We start from the raw sequence: 16,152 nt of genomic DNA, 5'->3' as shown, positions 1-16,152 counted from the left end.
TTACAAACCGTTCCAGCCTTTAATGGTAATGGATTGAACCGTGGTACCAGAAGCCGTTGCTTCAAATACCCTTTGGTCTACCAGGCCAATTCCTTTTGCATAGGAAAGCTCGGCTACCAAATTCAGTAGTGAATAACTGCCGGCGGCGTCCGGTTTAAAATAGAGCTCTCTTTTCACGGTAATGATATCTGTGTACAAAGTACCCAGTAAAGACATTTGTCTTCCCTTAAATAAGGTTGTAATCCTGAGTTTCGCCCAACCGTAAACCATTGCATTGGTATTAGAGTCAAAAAAACCAACTCGTAAACTATCTGTATCAAAGGATTGACCCGGGTTTCTGGATTCGTCCAGGTAAACAAAGTCCATTCTTTCATTATTCACAATGGTGTCGTAAATGTACAGGTAGTCGAATTCAGGTGTTCCGAATTGATAGTATTTGCCTGTGCCATCTTTTCTGGCAAATAACTGATCTCCGGCGCTGGTAGAATAGCGGGAATAGGTTCTGCTTACATTGTTGTACACTCCCTGAGATAGTGTGCTGGCAATGGTTGCGCGGAATTCAGGAATGAATCCTCCGTTGGTTGCCGGAAATGCAGGATTTAATTCATAATCTATATAACCATTGGCCCTGGTAGGCAGATAGTCTGCTGTAGATGAGCCATTGTTCACGCTGCCGATGGTGGTAATATTTACCATACAGGCACTGTTTCCGAAATTAATCTGAAAAGTAAAAGTACCGGGCAGAATTGGTTGTCCCTTTCCTTTTAGCTTGATGGTATTGGCTCCCTGTACAAAGGCAAACCCGGAATCCCTGAACCACATTCCATTGGTGGTATCGGAGAAAATGGTGTACTTGCCCTGAGTGGTGAAATTTACTTTAACCAGGATATAATTGCTGTCGGTTAAATTTTCCAGTTCCTTGTACTGCCCTTTTACTACAGCAGTCTGGCAATTACCCATGCTGTCGAGTAACGTGCCAGCAGCTGAACCACCCAGCCCAGGCCCTTCTGAACTAAACTCTTTGGAACAGGAACTGAATCCAAGGGCAATTAGGCCCAGCCAAGCAATCAAAGTATACAATCCTTTCATTCCTGTAAAGATAAAATTTAGGTCAATAATGCAGCCTGAGAAATTAAGTTAGTGTTTTCCGTTAAATGCTGAATATTATTTAACGTTGTTGTAGCAATTTGTTCCAGTGCTTCCTCGGTAAAAAAGGCCTGGTGAGCAGTAATCAGTACATTCGGAAAACTCATCAGTCTTTGAATTTCATCGTCCTGAATAATGTCTTCAGAAAGGTTTTTGAAAAATATTTTTTCCTCCTGTTCGTATACATCAATACCCAAAGCACTGATATGCCCCGATTTTAGGGCATGAATTACATCTTTGGTTTTTACCAATCCGCCCCTGCTGGTATTAATAATAACCACACCGCGCTTCATCAGCGCTATCGTATCTTTTTGAATAATATGTTTGGTTTGCTCATTCAAAGGACAATGTAAAGAAATAATATCTGCCTTCAGCACTTCCATGAGGGGTTGATAATCTACCCCTGCAGCCATTAATTCCTGATTGGCTATTAAATCAAAAGCCACCACTTTGCAGCCAAAGCCCAGCATGATTTTACAGAATGCTTTTCCAATATTTCCGGTTCCAATCACCCCAATGGTCTTCCCGTATAAATTGTAACCGAGTAGTCCTTGCAGGGCGAAATTCTGTTCTCTTACCCGATTATAGGCTTTATGGGTTTTCCTGTTCAGGGTAAGTAACATGGCCACAGCATGTTCCGCAACGGCTTCAGGGGAATAAGCAGGAACACGACAAACTTTAATTCCGGCAGCTTTAGCGGCTTCCAGGTCTACATTGTTGAATCCGGCGCAACGCAGGGCAATTATTCCCACGTTCATATTGGCCAGTTGCTCAATAATGCCTGCATTTACCTTGTCGTTTACAAAAACACAGATGGCAGTTGCCCCTGCAGCCAGCTTTACAGATTGTTCATCCAGATGGGTTTCTTGAAAAATTAATTCATACCCCGGCTGATTGTATTGGGTAAAAAACTGTTTGTCGTAAGGCTGTGAACTAAAAAAAACAATTTTCATACCCAAATATAGCCCAGAAAGCCAAAGCCACGAAGCGATAACCATGATTATTCGTGTAAGGATTCGTACCTTTGCCCGAATTTTTTAAACCCTTATTTGCGGAATACCATGAGTGCGAAGTATGCAGAATTTTCAGGATTGAATTTACCCTTGATTGAAAAAGAAGTATTGGCCGGTTGGAAAGCCAATGCCGCTTTTGAGAAAAGTATCGCTTTGAGGGAAGGGAATAAGCCCTTTGTATTTTTTGAGGGTCCACCCAGTGCAAACGGTATGCCTGGTATTCACCACGTAATTTCCAGAACCCTGAAAGACATGGTTTGCCGGTATAAAACCATGCAGGGATTTCAGGTAAAAAGAAAAGGCGGTTGGGATACCCATGGTTTGCCCATTGAATTAGGAGTAGAAAAAGAATTAGGTATTACAAAGGAAGATATTGGCAAGAAAATCAGCATTGAAGACTACAATAAAAAATGCCGCGAAGCCGTACTTCGTTACAAGAAAGAATGGGATGATATTACAACCAAAATGGGATATTGGGTAGATCTGGAAAAGCCTTATGTAACTTTTGAAAACGATTATATAGAGACCCTTTGGTGGATATTAAGTGCGCTGTATAAAAAAGGATACCTGTACGAGAGTGTGAGTATCCAGCCCTATTCACCTGCAGCAGGTACAGGTTTGAGTTCCCATGAGTTGAATCAGCCTGGTACTTACAAAGAAGTAAAAGACACTTCGGCGGTAGCCATGTTTAAAGCCACACAGGCATCTCTGAGTACTGCTGCATGGTATCAGCAACTACAAACTGCTAACTCCACCATTACTGCAGAAGAAGTTTTCTTCATGGCATGGACCACCACCCCCTGGACTTTGCCATCCAATCTTGGCTTAACGGTTGGACCCAATATTGACTATGTATTGGTTAAAACAGTGAATCCTTACACTTTGCTTCCGGTGAATGTAATTCTTGCAAAAGCCTTGATGGGCAAGTATTTTAAAGCAGAAGGGGAAAATGCTTCTTTTGAAGGCATTAATGAAAAAACCAAAATATTGCCATGGGTGGTTTTGGCTCAGTTTAAGGGTAGCGATATCGAAGGGATGGAGTACGAACAGTTACTGCCTTATGAAGCCAATTCATTAAAAGAAATTCTGGCGATCACTCCGGATGCAAAGCCATTCAGGGTCATCACTGGTGATTTTGTAACTACAGAAGATGGTACCGGTATTGTACACACTGCTCCTGCTTTTGGTGCGGATGACTTTAGAGTGGGCAAGAAATTCAACATTGGTATTTTAACCATGGTGGATAAGGAAGGGAAATTTGTAGACGGCCTGGGTCCATTCAGCAATCGTTTTGTAAAAAATTATAAGGACGATCCTAATTATATAGATGTAAACGTAGATATCTGTGTGTATCTGAAAAAAGAGAACCGTGCTTTTAAAGTAGAGAAATACGAACACAGTTATCCGCATTGCTGGAGAACCGACAAACCCATTTTGTATTATCCGCTGGATGCCTGGTTTATTAAAACCACTGCCGTGAAAGACAGAATGGTGGAACTGAATAAAACCATTAACTGGAAACCCAAGTCTACCGGAGAAGGTAGATTCGGAAACTGGCTGGAAAACATGGTAGACTGGAACCTGAGCAGAAGCCGTTACTGGGGAACCCCTTTACCGGTATGGCGCACAGAGGACGGAACCGAAGAAGTTTGTATTGGTTCCATTGCAGAATTGAACGAAGGTATTCGCAAAGCCAATGAGGTATTGGGCGGGGATATCAACAAGAACTATTTACACCAGGGAATACTTGATTTGCATAAGCCTTTTGTAGACGAAATTATACTGGTAAGCCCTTCTGGCAAACCCATGCACCGTGTACCCGATTTAATCGACGTTTGGTTCGATAGCGGTGCCATGCCTTATGCGCAGTGGCATTATCCGTTTGAGAACAAAGATTTAATTGACAAAGGGGAAGCTTTTCCTGCAGATTTTATTGCAGAAGGGGTAGATCAGACACGCGGCTGGTTCTATACCCTGCATGCTTTGGGCGTGATGTTGTTTGATAATGTTGCCTATAAAGCGGTAGTGAGTAATGGCTTGGTGCTTGATAAGAATGGCAACAAAATGAGTAAGCGTCTGGGCAATGTGGTGAACCCGTTTGAAACCATTGAGAAATACGGAGCAGATGCTACCAGATGGTATTTAATTACCAATGCTTCGCCCTGGGATAATTTAAAATTTGATTTAGCAGGTATACAGGAAGTGCAGAGAAAATTCTTCGGCACTCTTTACAATACTTACCAGTTCTTCTGTTTGTATGCAAATGTAGACGGCTTCGCTTACAAGGAAGCCCCCATCCCGCTGGCGGAAAGACCAGAAATTGATCGCTGGATTTTATCTTCTTTAAACAGCCTCGTGAAAGAAGTAACTGAATGCATGAACGATTTTGAACCTACATTGGCAGGTAGAGCAATAGAGCATTTTGTAGATGCACAATTGAGTAACTGGTATGTGAGATTGTGCAGAAGACGTTTCTGGAAAGGAGAATACGAAGCCGATAAAATCAGTGCTTATCAAACCCTTTACGAATGTCTGGAAACCATTGTGCGATTAATAGCACCTATTTCTCCATTCTTCAGTGATGCGGTATTTAATCAGCTGAATGCAGTAACCAATAGATTTAACGTAGGTTCTGTGCACCATGCAGACTTCCCGGTTTACCATGCAGATATGGTAGATGCTGAATTAGAAGAACGAATTCAATTCAGTCAAGACATTTGTTCCTTGATTTTATCGATAAGGAAAAATAACAATATAAAAGTTCGTCAACCACTTTATAAAGTTTTAATACCATTAGCTGGACACTCTGACCCCAAAATGAAATTTTTTGTTGAGGAAGAAGTTTTAGGAACAAGTGAAAAAGTATTTAATCTTCAAAGTGATATAAGAAATATTGTTGAGTTTGAAACAAATGTTAAGTACGTTCAAGCAGTAAATTCAGATAAGTTTGACATTAAAATGCGTCAAATTCCTGATTACAAACTAATTAGCTCAACATTGATGATTTATACTGGATCAAGTGCGGCAACAGGTTCTATTGCTAATGACGTCAAGAGTTGGGATGTTGAGGAAATTAGGAATTTCAATAATTTCGGTAAAAAGACATATCATATTGCGAATAATGAAATAATTGATTTAAACAGATCGATATCTGGAAATTTGGATTTTATTAATTATGAAAACATTATAGAAGTAAACATTGAGAAAAATAAAGAAGTCAAACTGGTAGCAGAAGATATACCCGGATGGAGCGTGGCTTCAAGAGGGAATTTGACAGTTGCTCTTGATATAACCATAACAGAAGATCTTAAATTGGAGGGAGAAGCACGGGAATTCGTCAATCGGATACAAAATATTAGAAAAGAATCCGGATTTGAATTAACAGACCGTATATTCGTAGAGTTACCCGAAGGTACCCCCCTTAAGCCTTCTATTATTAAATTTAACGATTATATTTGCCGCGAAATTCTGGCAGATGGCATTGAATGGAAGACCCATTTAGAGAATGGTACGCCAATTGAAGTAAATGACATTTCACTAGACGTGGTTGTAAACAAAAAAGGATAAGACCTATGGCTACAAAAAAACCAGCCCCCAAAGCAACTCCCAAAAAAGCTGTAAAGGCTGCTCCAGCCAAAGCTGCAGCAAAACCCGCTGCAAAGGCACCAGCAAAAGCTGCTGCTAAACCAGTTGCCAAAGCGGCGCCTGCGAAAAAAGCGCCAGCCAAAGCGGCGGTGAAACCCGCTGCAAAAGCACCCGCAAAGCCAGCTGCAAAAGCTCCGGCCAAAAAAGCCCCTGTAAAAGCTGCTCCGAAGCCTGCTGCCAAACCTGCTGCAAAAGCACCTGTGAAAGGGGGTTCCAAGCCTGTTGCAAAAGCTCCGGTGAAGCCCGTAGCCAAACCCGCTGCAAAGGCACCCGCAAAACCCGCTGCTAAACCAGCAGTTAAAGCTGCTCCTGTTAAGCCTGCGGTTGCGAAGCCAGCACCTGTTGCGGCACCCAAGCCAGCACCAGCACCAGCAAAACCAGTGGCTGTTCAGAAGCCCGCTCCAAAAGCGCCTCCTGCTCCCCCTGTAAAGCCAGTAAAAAAAGTGCCAGGTCCCATAAAAGACGTTAAAGTACCGAAGATCAATACCAAGTCCAGTGTAACCTATAATCCAGGCTACACACCTTTGGAGAAAAGAGTAGAAGCTCCCAAGCCACAAGGTCCGCTGGTGAAATATAATGACAGCGATTTGGCAGAATTCAGAGAGTTGATTAATAAAAAACTGGATGCTGCTAAGAAAGAACTGGCTTATCTGCAAGGGCTAATTACCCGTAAAGACGAAATGGGCGGAGACAATGATGATGCACGTTACATGACCATGGAAGACGGAACTATGAGCATGGAAAAAGAACAATTGAGTCAAATGGCGAGTCGTCAAATTACCTATATTGACCATTTGGAAAAAGCCCTAATGCGAATTGAAAATAAAACCTATGGTATCTGCAGAGTGACCGGTCGTTTAATTGACAAAGCTAGATTGCGAGCAGTTCCACATGCTACTTTAAGCTTAGAAGCAAAGTTGGGGTTGGTTAAGCCTAACCAGGACTAATTACCCTAATTAAAATGAATAGAAAAATCCCGGTTACAAAGTAACCGGGATTTTTATTTAACTTCCTGCATGTCTACCAGTTTCTTGTAAATACCACCTTTGGTCAGTAGTTCATCATGAGTTCCTCTTTCGGCAATTTCGCCTTTTTGCAATACGATGATTTCATTGGCATGACGGATGGTGCTTAATCGGTGCGCTATCACAATGGAGGTTCGGTTCTGCATCATATTGTTGATGGCGTCCTGCACCAGTCTTTCACTTTCTGTATCCAGTGAAGAAGTAGCTTCGTCTAAAATTAAAATCGGAGGATTCTTTAGTACGGCTCTGGCAATAGTAACTCTTTGTCTTTCACCGCCACTCAACTTGCTTCCCCTGTCTCCAATATTGGTTTCAAATCCGGCTTCTTTTTTCCTGATAAAATCCAGTGCATTCGCAACTATGGCGGCTTGTTCAATATCTTTTTGATTGGCATTGTCTACCCCCAATGCAATATTGCCGGCAATGGTATCATTAAATAAAATGGGCTCCTGTGTAACAATCCCCATTAAAGCGCGAATACTGTGCAGGGAGTAGTTTTTAATATTGATGCCATCAATCAGAATTTCTCCTCCGCTAACATCGTGAAAACGGGGAATCAAATCGGCCAGACTACTTTTACCCGCACCGGAAGACCCAACCAGGGCAATGGTTTTGCCCTTTTCAATTGTAAGGTTGATATTTTTCAGAATGGGAGTATCGTTGTAAGAAAAGTTTACATTTTTAAATTCAATAGAATGATTGAAGCTGGTTAATTCTTTGGCATTGGGTTCGTCGGTTACCAGAATCGGGGCCTGTAAAATTTCTTCAATTCTTTGAATGGCAGCGCTACCTCTTTGTGCGTTATAAAAAGCAGTAGACAAAGACTTGGCCGGATTAATGATCTGGGTAAAAATTACAATATAGTTGATAAAGCCGGTGGCTTCCAGACCCGCTTCGTTATTCAATACCAATCTTCCCCCAAACCACAAAATACAGCTGAGTACCATCACCCCCATGAATTCAGACATGGGCGAAGCCAGGTCTTTCCTGAAATTCATTTTATTACGGATATGATTCAGGTTGTTATTCGTAGAGAAGAACCGATTGCGCAAAATCTTTTCCGCGTTGAAGGCTTTAATGACTCTTAGTCCTCCAAGGGTTTCATCGAGAATACTCATTAAACTGCCCAGTTCTTCTGCTGAAGCAGTGGATTGTTTCTTTAAAGACCGACTTACCCTTCCGATAATAAAACCCGTTAAAGGTAGCAATACCAGCAAGAAAACGGAAAGTACCGGACTGATGTATACCAACACACTCAGGATAATCAGAATATTCAGCGGATCCCTGATTAGCCCTTCCAGCGTGCTCATTACACTCCATTCAATTTCGTTGGCATCATTGCTCATTCGGCTGATGATATCGCCTTTTTTCTGTTCTGTAAAAAATCCAATTGGCAACTGTAATATTTTGGCGTATAAGTCAGAGCGAAGTTTGGTCATTACATAATTGCGCATCGGGGCCAATACCCTGAAGGATAAATAGGTGAATGCATTTTTAAAAAATATGGCAACAATAATCACGATACAGATGGCACCTAAAGCATACACTTCGCCCTGTTCCTGAATCAGCATACTCAGGTAATATTTCAAGTGGGCCAATACAGCATCGGCGCCATCCTGCGGAAATCGCAGTGTGGGTTTAGCCGTAATTAATTTTTCCTTGGCAAATAAAAGCCCCAGAAAAGGAGCCAGCATCACCAATGAAATCAATGAAAAGGCAATGGATAATAGGTTAAACAGTACATATAATACAATGTTTTTCCGTTGGCTACGCAAGTAAAAAAGGATCCGCTCAAAACGCTTCATACAGGAATAAATGGTGAAACAAGGCAAAGTAACTAATTTTACACCCATAAACCGTATAATATGGAGGAAGGAAAAAGACAAAGACAGGTAGCAGGAGCATTGCAAGAGCAATTCAATGATATATTCAGAAGATTAAACCTGGCTATGATAGATGGGGGAATGGTCTCTATATCCAATGTAAAAGTAACGCCGGATTTGCTGGAAGCCAGGGTATATATTAGTTTATTCCAGGTAAAAGATGAGGCGGCAGTCATGAAGAAAATAGAATCCAAAGCCTGGGAAATTAAAAAAGAACTGGCCGATAAAATGAAACACCAGCTGAGAAGAATTCCGGTGATCCATTTTTATAACGACGATACCCTGGACTATGTATTTAAGATGGAGGAAATCTTCAAGAAAATAAACGAGAAAGAGAAATGAATCTTCTCTTTGCCTGGCGATATTTCCAATCAAAAAAAACCACCAATGCCATCAATATTATTGCAGGTATTTCGGTAATGGCCATCGCCGTAGGCACAGCTTCATTAATCATCATCCTAAGTGTATTCAATGGATTTGAATCCCTGGTAAAAGGATTGTACGGAGACTTTTATCCAGCCTATAAAGTGGTACCAGCAAGCGGAAAAACATTTGCGATAACTGCCAAGCAACAGGCGGCTATCGGTCAGGTAAAAGGGATGAAGGCTTTTAGTTATGTGGTAGAAGAGAAGGCATTGTTAACAGGAGCTTATCAGACGATTGTAACTTTAAAAGGGGTGGAAGAGAGTTATACAAAAGTAAATCCCATTCAGAAATATATCCGCAGGGGAAGTTTCAATCTGGGTAATGATACCATTCCGGGTATTGTAATGGGCGGGGGGATTGAAAACGCCGCAGGCATCAATACCGAAAAAGTATTTGAAGCCGCTACCCTTTATTTTCCCAACACGAATTCCAATTTATTACAGTCTGATGGGCTGAATGCTTTTTCTGTTATTCCAACGGGTGCCTTTATTGTGCAGCAGGATTTTGATAATACTTATGCTTTCACGAATCTGCGCTTTATGCAGTATATGCTGGGATTGCCTTTCAATGCATATAGTGCCATTGAAGTGAATGTAAGCGGAAAAGAATCAGAAATCAGACAGCAATTAGAATCCATTTTTGGCAATCAGGTGCTTATTCAAAATCGTTACCAGCAAAATGCTTCTTTGTATTCAGTTATGCAACTGGAGAAATGGGTAATTTATGGCATACTATCTCTGATATTGGTTGTGGCTGCATTCAATATGATTGGTGCATTGAGTATGTTGATTTTGGAAAAACAAAAAGACATTGCTGTATTGCGGGCATTAGGTGCAACACCTGGAAGAATCAGGCGAATTTTTTTATTGGAGGGATTGTTGCTTTCTGCTATTGGGGCGGGTACCGGAATATTACTGGGCGGCATTATTTGCTGGTTGCAGGAAAGTTTCCACCTGATTAAACTGGGGGGTACTACTTTCATTATTGATTACTATCCGGTAAAAGTACAATGGACCGATTTTATGCTGGTAACAGCAACCGTTGCTGCCATTGCTTTTTCAGCTGCCTGGGTAACTGCGCAAAAAATAAGTGCGCAGACTTTTCAGTTGCGCACTTAATTTATTTTATTCTCGAAAATCTCTTTTCCTAGAGATTACAGCTTTCTTTTACATTTGATTACCACTTTTGAAGAAAAGCAATCACTAATAATCCCCTAAAGTTTCTTCCAACTGTCCCAGAGCTTTAGCCAGTTGATCATCAGAAGGAGCAATGCCATGCCATTCGTGGCTGCCTTCCATAAAATCAACGCCCTTGCCCATTTCAGTTTTCATTAAAATACAAATCGGTTTTCCCTGACCGGTCATTGATTTGGCTTTATCCAGTGTGGCTACTACCTGATCCATTTGATTGCCGTCCATTTCAAGCACGGTCCAGTCGAAGGATTCAAATTTATTTTTTAAATTTCCCAAAGACATTACTTTACTGGTAGGTCCGTCAATCTGCTGACCATTCACATCAATAATGCTGATCAGGTTGTCTACTTTATGGTGGGCAGCAAACATAACCGCTTCCCAGATTTGTCCTTCCTGTAATTCCCCATCGCCGTGTAAAGAGAAAACCAGGTGCGAATCATTGTTGAGCTTCTTGGTAAGTGCAGCACCAGCGGCCACGCTTAATCCCTGACCCAGTGAGCCACTGGCAATTCTAACGCCGGGTAAGTGCTCATGGGTGGTAGGATGACCCTGTAAACGGGTATTGATTTTTCTGAAGCTGGCCAGTTCCTTCACCTCAAAATAACCGGCTCTGGCTAACACTGAATAATACAAGGGAGAAATATGTCCGTTCGATAAAAAGAAAAGATCTTCTCCTTTTCCATCCATGGAAAACGCCACGTCATGTTTCATTGCGTGGAAATAAAGCGCAGTAACCACGTCGGCACAACCCAAAGATCCACCCGGATGTCCACTTTGAACACCGTGTACCATGCGGACAATATCCCTTCTGACCTGGGTTGCCGTCTTTTGTAAATCAGCTATACTTGCCATACAGAACCGTTAATTTTACGGCGAAGATAAAAGCATTTGGTTAGGATTCATTCATTAAATTTGCGCCAATTAATAAAATTGTATGTCAGAAGAATTAGGGTTTATCATTGACGATGCAGCCGATACCATGAAGAAAGCCATTTTACACTTAGAAGTAGAATTGGTGAAAATCAGGGCAGGAAAAGCCAATCCCAATATGCTGGATGGTATTACAGTAGATTATTATGGATCTCCCACGCCGATTGCGCAGGTAGCCAATATCAGCGTACTGGATGCCAGAACCATCAGCATTCAGCCATGGGAAAAGAACATGCTGGCGCAAATTGAACGTTCCATTATGGCAGCCAATATTGGCATTACGCCTCAGAATGATGGGGTACAAATTCGTTTGTTCATGCCGCCATTAACAGAAGAAAGAAGAAGAGAGCTGGTAAAGAAAGCTGGCGGAGAAGGTGAGCATGCTAAAGTAGCTATCCGTAATATCAGAAGGGATGCCATTGAAAGCGTGAAAAAATTACAAAAAGACGGATTAAGTGAAGATGCAGCCAAAGATGCAGAGAAAGATATCCAGGAATTAACCGATAAGCATATTGCTTTGGTAGAGAAACACCTTGCCGCCAAAGAAAAAGAAATGATGACTGTATAGTTACTTCTTATTGGCCAGATATACGCCAATTAATATGATTCCACAGCAGGTGATCTGTAAAAAGTTCACCTGCTCTCCATACCAAATTCCCCAACCGATTGCCACAAAGGGGATTCCATACGTAACCATCGAAGCAAATAAAGCCCCGGCTTTTTTTACCAGCATGTAAAAAAGTACAGATGCTACTGCTGTGCCAAATATTCCCAGTACCGCTGAAGCCAGGGTAGACTGTAGGTAGACTGTTTCGGTGAGTGGCAGAGAAAAATAACCCGTATAAGAAAGAATAATGCTGCAGGGAATCATCAGAAATACAAAAGCCAGTGCTGCAATTTCAATGGATCCAATTCCCTGCATATGTCGTCCGACCAGGTTTACGTTAATTCCATAAAACAGCGTAGCGAGTAATACCAGTAGTGCGTAGGAAAAATATTCCAGATTAATTTTGGCACCTGCTGCTACCAACAACGACAAACCTATAAAACCAATGATAATGCCCAAAACCTGCAGGGTTTTCACTTTCAACTGAAAAAAGGAAACACCGGTGATAATAACAAATAAGGGCGTCAGCGCATTCATAATACCTGCCAGTGCACTGTCAATTTTAGTTTCAGCTATGCAGAACAAATAAGCAGGGAAAAAACTGCCGAGTAAGCCCGATAAAACCACTACCCCTCTTTTATTGGCCGGAATAACCCTCAGGGCTTTTACTGCGAAAGGCAATAGCACCATGCCTGCACTGATTAAGCGGATAGAGGCAACCTGATAGGGACTCAGCACATTCATGCCCTCTTTCATCAATACAAAGGAGCTTCCCCAGATAAGACAGAGCAAGCTAAAAATCCCCCAGTTAATCAGTTGTTTCGGCACAGTAATTTTTTTTCAAAGATGCATTAATAAACGCTTTGAAAGGGGGAATGTTTCAGAAGATTTTATTATATTGGATAAACAAAACTAATATGTATGGGTCTGATTAAAGAATTCAAAGAGTTTGCCGTAAGGGGCAATCTGGTAGATACCGCTGTCGCTTTTGTGATGGGCGTCTCTTTTGGAAAAATTGTTACCTCCTTTGTGGATGGTATGGTCATGCCCCTGGTAGGGATGCTTACCGGTGGGGTAGACTTCAATGATAAAAAATGGGTATTGCAGGAAGCCACTGCGGCAGTGAAAGATGCTGCGGGTGTAGTGGTGACGCCGGAAGTAACCGAAGTGTCGGTTAAGTATGGGGTATTCATCACCAATCTGATTGATTTTGTGATTGTGGCTTTTGCCGTATTTATGGTGATTAAAGCCCTGAACAAGATGAAGAAGGAAGATGTTCCCTCAGCCCCTGCACCCCCTCCGGGTCCTACTGAAGCCGAAAAATTACTGGCTGAAATCAGGGATTCCCTTAAAAAAGTAGATTAAGTTATTTTAGTGGATAACTATTCGGGAAACAGGGCTAAAATAAGCCCTGTTTTCTTTTCTTTGTAAAAAACCGGAACGTGAGCACTGTTAATTATCAAATTAAGTTAGATCAGTTTGAAGGACCTTTTGACCTTTTATTGTTCTTTATTGAAAGGGATGAGCTGGATATTTATAATATTCCCATAACCAAAATCATCAATGACTTTCTGGAATTCATTCACAGTTCAGAAAAACTAAATATTGAACTGAGCTCTGAATTTATCTTGTTTGTTTCCACATTAATGCGCATCAAGGCAAGATTGTTATTGCCAAGAAAAGAAGTAGATGCGGCGGGTAATGAAATTGATCCCCGTCAGGAATTGATTGACAAAATCCTTGAATACAAAAAGTTCAAGGAAGCCGCTGTTCAAATGGCAGAAATGGAAGCCATGCGTATGTTGATGGTGAAGCGCGGAAATCTGCAAAAAGAAGTGGCATCCATTGGCGAAGAAGCTTCCGAAGGAACAGAAATTCAGAATATTACTTTGTTCAAACTCATGAAAGCGTTTGAAAAAGTAATGCAGCGCGTGCACGACCGTCAGAATAAGCCCGTGCACACCGTAGTCCGCTACAACTACACCATGGAAGGCAGCCGTGATTATATGTTGGATTTTATCGGCAGAGAAAAGACGGTGGCTTTTGAAAAAATATTTGAAATCTGCGAAGACAGAATTCATGCGATCTTTTTATTCTTATCCATTTTAGAATTGTCTCAGCAGAAATACATGAAGCTGTTGGTAGGACAGGGCATGAATAATTTCATTGTAGAATGGAATGAAAACCGGGAAGCAGATATTGCTGATGAAGGGTTGACCGAAGAAGAAAGAACCGAACAGGAAAACGATTTGGATGCAGAAGAAGCATAAAAAAAGGGTAGTGATTTCACTACCCTTTTTATTATCCCAATATACTTGAAGCGATATTTACTTTGTCTTTCATGAGTTCCCGAACTGCATCCGCAATACCTTCTGCATCATAAGCACATTCTCTGTGCAGCTCTTTCGGGCTGCCGTGCTCTACTAAACGATCCGGAATACCTAAGATTTTTACATCCGCCTTGTATCCGTTCGCGTTCATGAATTCTAACAAAGCCGATCCAAATCCACCCACAACCGTACCGTCTTCAACGGTAACAATTTTGGAATAGTTGCTGAAAGCTTCGTGTAATAAATCTTCGTCAATCGGTTTTACAAAACGCAAATCATAATGCGCAGGATCTATGCCTTCTGTTCTTAAACTACGGATGGCAGCCTGTGCAAAATTACCCGGATGGCCGAAGCTTAAAATGGCAACATCTTTACCGTCTTTTAATTTTCTTCCCTTACCAATGGGCAATGATTCAAATGGCGTTCTCCATTCCGGCATGGTTCCTTCGCCTCTTGGATAACGAATCACAAAAGGATATTGTGTTTCTTCCAGTTGCGCAGTGTACATGAGATTGCGTAGTTCCTTCTCGTTCATCGGAGCTGCAATAATCAAATTAGGAATGCAACGCATGTATGCAATATCATAACAACCATGATGCGTAGGTCCGTCTTCTCCCACCAATCCTGCACGGTCTAAGCAAAATACAACAGGTAATTTTTGTAAAGCAACATCGTGCACCACCTGATCGTAGGCACGCTGCATGAAAGAGGAATAAATATTACAGAACACACGCAAACCCTGTGTGGCCAAACCCGCACTAACGGTTACTGCATGTTGTTCACAAATGCCCACATCGAATGCGCGATCGGGCATTTTATCCATCATGAATTTTAAGGATGAACCACTGGGCATAGCAGGCGTAACACCCATGATTTTTTCATTGGCTTCTGCCAGTTCAATCATGGTATGTCCAAACACATCCTGGTACTTGGGTGGTTGAGGGGTGTCGATTTTTTTCTTTAGAATTTCACCGGTTACTTTATCAAACAAACCAGGTGCATGCCACTTGGTCTGGTCTTTTTCAGCCAGTTCATATCCTTTACCCTTGGTGGTTATGATATGCAGCAATTTAGGACCAGGTATGTCTTTTAAATCCTTCAGGGTATCTACCAACTTGGTGATATTGTGACCATCAATGGGCCCAAAATAGCGAAGCTTTAAGGCTTCGAATAAGTTGCTGCTTTTGTTGACCACCCCTTTAATGCTGGCTTCCATTTTAGACGCCATTTCGCGGCTGAAATTTTTTCCAACAGGCAATTTACCCATCAGGTTCCAGATTTCGTCTTTTACTTTATTGTAGGTTGGGGAAGTACTGATATCGGTTAAATATTCCTTCAACGCGCCCACATTCGGGTCGATGCTCATGCAGTTATCGTTCAAAATAATCAATACATCGCTGTCTGCCACACCCGCATGGTTCATGGCTTCAAAAGCCATACCTGCTGTCATGGATCCATCTCCGATAACGGCTACTGATTTTCTGTTTTCGCCCTTGTATTTGGCAGCGATGGCCATCCCCAAAGCAGCAGAAATAGAAGTGGATGAATGCCCCACGCCAAAAGTATCGTACTCGCTTTCCGACCTTTTAGGGAATCCGCTCAACCCTTTGTATTTACGGTTGGTGGGAAACTGATCTCTTCTGCCTGTTAGAATTTTATGGCCATAAGCCTGGTGGCCTACGTCCCATACCAATTGGTCATAGGGCGTATTGTACACATAATGAAGTGCCACAGATAATTCCACTACCCCCAGGCTGGCAGCAAAATGTCCGCCGTGCACACTTACGACATCTATGATATATTGTCTTAATTCGTCGCAAATCTGGTGTAATTGGGCTCTGCTGAGTTTCTTTAAATCTTCAGGGCTATTGATATTCTTGAGTAAAGGACCAGGAACAAACTCCATTATTGGGTTATTTAGTAAGTAAAAATACAATAACAAAGCTTAAAAAGG

The 16,152-nt window shown here is 41.7% G+C and carries 13 protein-coding genes; 7 read left to right on the top strand and 6 right to left on the bottom strand.

Annotated features, from left to right (window positions below; all coding sequences use genetic code 11):
- Positions 1 to 1,089 carry a hypothetical protein gene (locus F777_RS0114130; RefSeq protein ID WP_026752615.1) on the bottom strand — a complete coding sequence of 363 codons (1,089 nt, stop codon included), beginning with the start codon at positions 1,087 to 1,089 and terminating at the stop codon, positions 1 to 3.
- Positions 1,090 to 1,106: 17 nt separating this feature from the next.
- Entirely contained in the window at positions 1,107 to 2,099 is a 993-nt protein-coding gene (locus F777_RS0114125; RefSeq protein ID WP_026752614.1) for a 2-hydroxyacid dehydrogenase, read from the bottom strand.
- Between the two features lie 108 nt (positions 2,100 to 2,207).
- Between F777_RS0114125 and ileS the strand changes: the two genes are divergently transcribed.
- Positions 2,208 to 5,726 carry an isoleucine--tRNA ligase gene (gene ileS / locus F777_RS0114120; RefSeq protein ID WP_026752613.1) on the top strand — a complete coding sequence of 1,173 codons (3,519 nt, stop codon included), beginning with the start codon at positions 2,208 to 2,210 and terminating at the stop codon, positions 5,724 to 5,726.
- A gap of 5 nt (positions 5,727 to 5,731) precedes the next feature.
- Entirely contained in the window at positions 5,732 to 6,751 is a 1,020-nt protein-coding gene (locus F777_RS16875; RefSeq protein WP_037369548.1) for a TraR/DksA family transcriptional regulator, read from the top strand.
- A gap of 53 nt (positions 6,752 to 6,804) precedes the next feature.
- Here the strand turns inward: F777_RS16875 and F777_RS0114110 are convergent, their stop codons facing one another.
- A complete protein-coding gene (locus F777_RS0114110; protein WP_235785958.1) occupies positions 6,805 to 8,682 on the bottom strand; it encodes an ABC transporter ATP-binding protein in 1,878 nt (625 codons plus the stop codon).
- A gap of 12 nt (positions 8,683 to 8,694) precedes the next feature.
- Here F777_RS0114110 and rbfA point away from each other — a divergent pair, with 12 nt between their 5' ends.
- On the top strand, positions 8,695 to 9,054 hold the full coding sequence (gene rbfA, locus F777_RS0114105; protein ID WP_026752611.1) for a 30S ribosome-binding factor RbfA: 360 nt from the start codon (positions 8,695 to 8,697) through the stop codon (positions 9,052 to 9,054).
- A complete protein-coding gene (locus F777_RS0114100; RefSeq protein ID WP_026752610.1) occupies positions 9,051 to 10,256 on the top strand; it encodes an FtsX-like permease family protein in 1,206 nt (401 codons plus the stop codon). The genes rbfA and F777_RS0114100 overlap by 4 nt, the downstream gene beginning before the upstream one ends.
- Positions 10,257 to 10,340: 84 nt before the next feature.
- On the opposite strand, the gene F777_RS0114095 is transcribed toward F777_RS0114100, so the two are convergent.
- On the bottom strand, positions 10,341 to 11,183 hold the full coding sequence (locus F777_RS0114095) for a transketolase (protein ID WP_026752609.1): 843 nt from the start codon (positions 11,181 to 11,183) through the stop codon (positions 10,341 to 10,343).
- 82 nt (positions 11,184 to 11,265) lie between these two features.
- Between F777_RS0114095 and frr the strand changes: the two genes are divergently transcribed.
- Positions 11,266 to 11,829: a ribosome recycling factor gene (frr, locus tag F777_RS0114090; RefSeq protein WP_026752608.1), complete on the top strand. Its 564-nt coding sequence runs from the start codon at positions 11,266 to 11,268 to the stop codon at positions 11,827 to 11,829.
- On the opposite strand, the gene F777_RS0114085 is transcribed toward frr, so the two are convergent.
- Positions 11,830 to 12,696 carry a DMT family transporter gene (locus tag F777_RS0114085; protein WP_071790332.1) on the bottom strand — a complete coding sequence of 289 codons (867 nt, stop codon included), beginning with the start codon at positions 12,694 to 12,696 and terminating at the stop codon, positions 11,830 to 11,832.
- Positions 12,697 to 12,789: 93 nt separating this feature from the next.
- Here F777_RS0114085 and mscL point away from each other — a divergent pair, with 93 nt between their 5' ends.
- Together mscL and F777_RS16870 are read left to right on the top strand one after the other, a co-directional pair.
- Positions 12,790 to 13,233: a large-conductance mechanosensitive channel protein MscL gene (mscL, locus tag F777_RS0114080; RefSeq protein WP_026752606.1), complete on the top strand. Its 444-nt coding sequence runs from the start codon at positions 12,790 to 12,792 to the stop codon at positions 13,231 to 13,233.
- Positions 13,234 to 13,310: 77 nt separating this feature from the next.
- Entirely contained in the window at positions 13,311 to 14,138 is an 828-nt protein-coding gene (locus F777_RS16870; protein WP_051408633.1) for a segregation and condensation protein A, read from the top strand.
- A gap of 31 nt (positions 14,139 to 14,169) precedes the next feature.
- Here F777_RS16870 and dxs read toward each other — a convergent pair whose 3' ends face one another.
- Complete coding sequence (gene dxs, locus F777_RS0114070; RefSeq protein WP_026752605.1) at positions 14,170 to 16,104, bottom strand: 1-deoxy-D-xylulose-5-phosphate synthase; 1,935 nt, start codon at positions 16,102 to 16,104, stop codon at positions 14,170 to 14,172.
- Positions 16,105 to 16,152 lie beyond the last annotated feature (48 nt).

The organism is Sediminibacterium sp. C3 (assembly GCF_000508085.1).
In the GTDB taxonomy this organism is placed as follows: Bacteria; Bacteroidota; Bacteroidia; order Chitinophagales; family Chitinophagaceae; genus Sediminibacterium.
This window is presented reverse-complemented; position numbering and strand designations above follow the sequence as displayed.